The organism is Microcoleus sp. B7-D4 (assembly GCF_036705125.1).
GTDB lineage: Bacteria > Cyanobacteriota > Cyanobacteriia > Cyanobacteriales > Microcoleaceae > Microcoleus.
The window spans coordinates 1-3,753 of record NZ_JAUBTT010000216.1; the positions used below are offsets into that span (position 1 = coordinate 1).

At 46.6% G+C, this 3,753-nt stretch carries 2 protein-coding genes; both read left to right on the top strand.

What is annotated here, in order from left to right; genetic code table 11:
- Nucleotides 1-81: 81 nt before the first annotated feature.
- Nucleotides 82-1,692 (top strand): leucine-rich repeat domain-containing protein, encoded by a 1,611-nt coding sequence (locus tag QUB12_RS36830; RefSeq protein WP_333311030.1) that lies wholly within the window; start codon nucleotides 82-84, stop codon nucleotides 1,690-1,692.
- 138 nt (nucleotides 1,693-1,830) lie between these two features.
- Entirely contained in the window at nucleotides 1,831-3,276 is a 1,446-nt protein-coding gene (locus QUB12_RS36835) for a tyrosine-type recombinase/integrase (RefSeq protein WP_333143922.1), read from the top strand.
- Nucleotides 3,277-3,753: the final 477 nt, after the last annotated feature.

Genomic DNA, 3,753 nt, shown 5'->3' on the forward strand with positions numbered 1-3,753 from the left:
AGCCGGATGCGGGGAAACCAGCACGTCCGGATCTAACTGAGAGGGGCGGGGAATAATATCCCCCCTCGACTCAACCAAGCAGTGCGGCGAATTAACCAAGCAGCCGAGGAAAAATTGACCCAACTGGATTTGTCGGGGCTGGACTTGGAGGAATTGCCGCCGGAGATTGGCAAGTGCACGCAGCTTGAAACGTTGCGGTTGGGGGAGAAGTTCTATGAAGAGAAAAGAGAATTGGTTAGGAATAAGTTAACTGAGTTTCCTGATGCTGTTCTTCAATTAACCAACTTAAAAATACTTAACCTCAGTCACAATCAGATTACCTGCATCCCAGGGGCGATCGGGCAACTGTCGAATCTGACACTGGTTAACCTCAGTAGCAATCAGATTACCCAAATCCCAGATGCGATCAGCAAACTATCAAATTTGACATGGCTGCTCGTCAGTAGCAATCAGATTACCTCCATCCCAGATGCGATCGGGCAACTGTCCCATCTGACATTGCTTGACCTCGGTGACAATCAAATTACCTCCATCCCAGATGCGATCGGGCAACTGTCGAATCTGACAAGGCTTTACCTCAGTTACAATCAGATTACCTCCATCCCAGATGCGATCGGGCAACTGTCGAATCTGACACGGCTTGACCTCGATAGCAATCAGATTACCTCCATCCCAGAGGCGCTCGGGCAACTGTCGAATCTGACAGGGCTTTCCCTCCGTAGCAATCAGATTACCTCCATCCCAAAGGCGCTCGGGCAACTGTCGAATCTGACACGGCTTTCCCTCCGTAGCAATCAGATTACCTCCATCCCAGAGGCGCTCGGCCAACTGTCGAATCTGACACGGCTTTCCCTCAGTAGCAATCAGATTACCTCCATCCCAGAGGTGCTCGGCCAACTGTCGAATCTGACACGGCTTGACCTCGATAGCAATCAGATTACCTCCATTCCAGAGGCGATCGGGCAACTGTCGAATCTGACACTGCTTGACCTCCGTTTCAATCAGATTGAAAAGATTCCTGAATGCTTAGAAACACTGCCACAACTTAAATACCTCGATCTTCGCCACAATCCCCTGCCCGTTTCTCCAGAAGTTCTAGGGTCTGCAAACCAGAACGAAGAACCCGGTACTCCCGCCGCCATTTTCAACTACCTGCGCCAACTCCGCAGCGGCGAAGTCCGCCCCCTCAACGAAGCCAAAGTCCTCCTCGTCGGGCAAGGCAGCGTCGGCAAAACCTCCCTGATCAACCGCCTCATCGACAACAAATACAACCCCAACGAGCCCCAAACCGACGGACTCAACATCACAGACTGGAAAATTACAGTCAACACCAAACAAGTCAAACTCAACGTCTGGGACTTCGGCGGACAAGAAATCTACCACGCCACCCACCAATTTTTCCTTACCAAACGCAGCCTCTACCTCCTCGTGTGCAACTGCCGCACCAGCGAAGACGAAAACCGCCTCGAATACTGGCTGAAACTGATCGAAAGCTTCGGCGACGCTTCCCCCGTCATCCTCGTCGGCAACAAGTGCGACGAACAACCCCTGGACCTCAACCGCAAAGCCTTGCGCGACAAATATCCCAACATCAAAGCCATTCTCGAAACCTCTTGCCAAAGCGGAAGCGGAATCGACGAACTCCGCAGCGCCATCCACACGGAAATCTCCGAACTCAAACAAGTCTACTAAAAATCTGCTATGCTATTCTAGGAAGTAGCCGCCTACAGTTGGCGGCTGCTCATAAAAATGCACATAAGTGCAGAAATCTAGAATCCGTCTAGAAAACCCAGAACCTTGACAAACCAATAGTTTCAGGAAGAACAACCTATGAGAGCCGATAAACGTCCTCAACAGTCCTGCGATGTTAGTGTCACCCGTGACGGTAAATCACTCCGATTAGGGTTTCCTAAGCGTCACACGCCGTTATGGGAACAGTTAAAAGGTAAATCCCTTAAAGGAAAGCCTAGTTACCTGTACCTGACTAAATACGGGTTTAGTGCTGACAATCCAGAGGACTGGAAACGGGCTACCCAGTTAGCGATCGCTATGGAGGCTGACCTTGACCACACTGAATGGGAGAAGCTATTTGACCCGACACTTGCCAAGTACGGCTTAGGGGGAGGTAAATATGCCAAACTGGCCGATGTACTTCAATTACCAGGTACAGTACAGCTTGAACCCGAAATAACAGTAGGGGAGATGTGGGAAGCTTACCTAGAGTGGAAAAAGACTGTTATTGAGGAAACAACGTTCAAAGTCAGGTATGAGACACAATTCTCAAATTTGATTTACGGTAAAATCTGGAACAATCAAACCAAAGCATTTACTCAGTCAGGATTAAGCATTGATTTAATCCGATTGGATGACAAACAAAATTTGATTCTAGTATTGTCTAGAATCAAATCATCAAAAAAAACGTATTTTTTGTCTGAGTTAAATCAGGCATTTGAGTTTTCCAAATCCAAAGGGATGTTGGTTAATGCAACCACCGAAAACCCGTTTGCACTTGATAAGTTCAGCACACCCGCTGTTACAACGCAGCAAAAGTACGCATCTAAAATAGTAAACGGAGAGGAAAAAGAATGGCACGAGGTGTTAGACGAAAAAGAACTTGAAGACGACCGACGTGCTTTTAGTAAGGAAGAATGCAAGATTATTATCAAGGCTTTTTATGAATCCAAGTCTAAAGCTGTAATTCTGTACGCTCCCTTGATCGAGTTTTACTTTTTAACCGGGTGTAGAACTTCTGAAGCATTACCTCTCACGTGGAAGGATGTTGATTTAGAGCGCAATTTAATTCGGTTTAGCAAGTCGCTAGGCTCGTCAACAAAAAAGGTAAAAGAAACCAAAACAGGTGAGGTAAGACTTTTCTACTTTAGTGAGAATTCTCGATTAAGGGAGCTATTGTTAAAGTTAAAAAGTGAAAGTTCAAGCGAGTTAGTTTTTCCAAACAAAAAAGGGAAACACAGACTACAATCGAGCGTTGCACAAACTTGGAGAGGGTACAAGCAAAAGAGAATACTCAAAGATGGTACTGAGACAGATTACTGGTATTTCGGAGTAGTTGCTCGATTAGTAGAGGAAGGCAAGATATCAGGCTATCTCTCCCTATATCATACCCGTCACACTTACATCACGCTTACAGCACAGGCTAACAAGCACAACAACAACGCACTATTACATATTGCTACTTCCTGCGGTAACAGTGTAGATGTAATTCTCAGGCACTATCTGGGAGTAAGTGAAGAAACTAGAATCGTAGAAGCTTTTTAGCCCCAGCTACCTCCCAGCCTACCGCCCCCCTTAATAAGGGGGGTTTTTTATTGGCTATTTTTTGCCTTGCCTGTTTGTGTCTCTGCCTGTATTTTCTGGCGTAGCCGCCAACAGTTGGCGGCTATTCGTAAAAATAGAGATAAATAAGCAGTGAACTTAATATCAAGTATTCACTTGTGTCACGTGAGTGACAGTAAGTAGTCCCGTTCTGTTGGCAACAAAACTTAACAGTTGCAGTATTGACACTTTAGCCTGAATGCTGCGATCGTCAAAAGTAAGAGAAAGCAACACAGCCACCGGGTTGCACCCCGATGACTGCTGTTTTCTCAATTGGTTCAAGCAATTGAGAATATTATTATGTCACAACAGTCCGCTTCACGTACCCCACGATCGGCTTCTTTTAACTATTCGTGGGATAAGCCCCTTGCACTCCGTTGGTATCGAGATGCCGTGTTTGATGGTATCCGCCACACCGAG

Bases quoted from the DNA above. Each gene is read 5' to 3' on its own strand.
- QUB12_RS36835 (WP_333143922.1), top strand. From the start codon at position 1,831: ATGAGAGCCGATAAACGTCCTCAACAGTCCTGCGATGTTAGTGTCACC.